This is a genomic window from Desulforamulus profundi, assembly GCF_002607855.1.
This window is the reverse complement of record NZ_AWQQ01000098.1, coordinates 1-2,260: the sequence shown is the minus strand read 5'-3', so window position 1 is coordinate 2,260 and position 2,260 is coordinate 1. Positions and strand designations below refer to the sequence as shown.

Below are 2,260 nucleotides of genomic sequence, written 5' to 3'. Positions count from 1 at the left end.
AACACATTATCCTACGCCGGAGGCGTTGCAACATTTAATCAAAGAATGCGGCATTGACTTGATTGTCGGGGATGACAGCCAGGTTTTCACGAATACCGGCAAAACTCCTTATTTATCACTATCCAATGTAAATGAATCATTTCTCTGCTTTAAGGGTTTTATAAACCTTGCCCACTGTATTACGAGGGTTATAAAGGAGAATCATTAAACACCGGATGAATATAAACAGAATCTTTCCCTTTGTGGGGGCAAGAATACTTAAAACGGGAGCAGCCGTGGCTCTGGCAGTGTATATCTGCACCCTGCTGAAATTGGATCCAAAAGTATTTGCAGGTGTAAGCGCCGTCATCAATGTCCAACCTTCCATTTATCGTTCCTTTCGGAACGCTGTGGAACAAGTCCTAACCCATGTCATCTCGGTGATCATCGCCGTCGTTTGTGGTTATGCCTTTGGCACCGGCCCCCTGATTATCGGGCTGGCGACCATCATCATTATTACCACCAATGTCAAATTAAATCTTAAACAGGGTGTATCCATGGGGGTTGTGGCCGGGATATTTGTGTTGGACGCACCGCAGCAAGATTTTTTAAGCCATGCCCTTACCCGGTCCTATGTCATTTTTGTCGGGTTGGGCGCTGCCCTGTTCATCAACAGCTTTTTGCCTCAGCCACGCTACAGCAGCAGTTTTTTATCCCACCTGGGAAAATTTAATGAAGGATCGGCAAAGTTTTTTGTGGAGTTGGTCAAGGGCTTTATAAAACTTGAGCCAATCAGTGCGAAAGACTATGAAGTAAAGCGGACAGAGATCAAAGACCTTCTGAGAACAACAAGAGACCTGTTTGAACTACACAAGGAACAAAATCACTATTTGAAACATGTTCCCGGCGAGAAACAGGATTTATGGGAGAAATACCTGGACTTTAATGTTAAATTGTTTTATAAGAGCCAGGAAATATACAGCGCCACCCTGCAGCGGTTGGAATGGCGAAAAGAGCGGGGAGATCCCCCTATATCCAATGAATTTTACATGGTTCTTGGCATGCTGGAGAGAGGCATCCACTCCTTTGAGAAATTAAACGATGATTTACATCGATATGTTTTGCAGGGAGAACCCCTGGTACCGGTACAATTCAATGAGCAGTTTTGGGAAGAATTAAGCTATTTTATCGACCGGTGGCACACCAGGATGACCGGTGCCGACTTTTTACATGCCTTTATGTACGTGTCTGCGGTAGCCAGCGATATTAAGTGGGCCAACAGGAGTATCAAGGAATTTTCCCCTGTTAAAACACAAGGTGAAGTATAAACCTGCCGCTTTTTGGCAGGGTTGTTTATATTTAGCTTACCAAGGAAAATCTTTATGAATCACAATTGAATTAGATTTTTCATAGATTGGTAGAAAAAAGGGGTTGATACGATGCCTTATGCAGAATCCTGCTCCACGACCTACTGGCTGCCTATTATCTGCTGCGTTTTTCTTTTCCTGCTTATAATTGCGATTATCGTACTGCTGATTTGGTTCCTGTAATCCACAGGCAATCATCAATGGAAGCACTGCCCAGGCAGTGCTTTTTTCGTGCATGGATGTATTACCGGTCTCCTAAAAAGCTAAACTAGAAAAGGCAGAATTCAAAGTAAGAAAAGGGTAACGAAAATGTACATAAAAGAACCTTATAAAAAACACAGGTATTACTGGATCTTGCTTGGTCTTTTACTTATTCTTTTACCTCTGGGGATTTATTTAAAGGGAATGGCGGTAAAATCAGAGGCCCAGAACAGAGCGGCCAAGCCCCAACGAAAACCCCTGGAACAGCGTACAATCATTATTGACCCCGGGCACGGCGGCACTGATCCCGGGGCCTGCCGGGCGGGGGTTATGGAAAAGGACATTAACCTGGCCATTGCCAAACGGGTGGCCCGGCATGCTGCAGGCTATGAAGTAAAATTTACCCGGGATAAAGATGTTGATTTTACAAAGCACGGTGTTTATACAAAAGAAGCAGAGCGGCAGGATCTGGACCAAAGGATTGAAATGGCCCGCAGTTTGGGCGGGGAGGTTTTTGTCAGTATCCATGTAAATACCGGACTGGGTCAGGACGGGGGAGCCATTATTTATTATGATCAGAACAATCAAGGCAGTGTCCGACTGGCCAGGATCATTCAAAAAGAAATGAACGAACTATCCGGTATGTCTAAAAGGCCGAGAGCGGATCACTTTTATCTTTTTGAGCATTTAAACATTCCTGTCATCATTATCGA

General features: G+C 44.3%; 4 protein-coding genes. 3 read left to right on the top strand and 1 reads right to left on the bottom strand.

What is annotated here, in order from left to right:
* Positions 1-208, top strand: a 208-nt coding sequence (locus P378_RS20225) for a hypothetical protein (RefSeq protein ID WP_207654068.1), incomplete at its 5' end; no start/stop codon positions are given.
* Positions 209-215: 7 nt separating this feature from the next.
* Positions 216-1,307, top strand: coding sequence for an FUSC family protein (locus P378_RS15420; RefSeq protein ID WP_099083495.1), 1,092 nt, complete (start codon positions 216-218; stop codon positions 1,305-1,307).
* 36 nt (positions 1,308-1,343) lie between these two features.
* Here the strand turns inward: P378_RS15420 and P378_RS15415 are convergent, their stop codons facing one another.
* Positions 1,344-1,583, bottom strand: a complete 240-nt coding sequence (locus tag P378_RS15415; RefSeq protein WP_099083880.1) for a hypothetical protein — start codon at positions 1,581-1,583, stop codon at positions 1,344-1,346.
* Positions 1,584-1,655: 72 nt separating this feature from the next.
* On the opposite strand from P378_RS15415, the gene P378_RS15410 reads away from it, so the two are divergent.
* Positions 1,656-2,260, top strand: a 605-nt coding sequence (locus P378_RS15410; RefSeq protein ID WP_099083879.1) for an N-acetylmuramoyl-L-alanine amidase family protein, incomplete at its 3' end; no start/stop codon positions are given.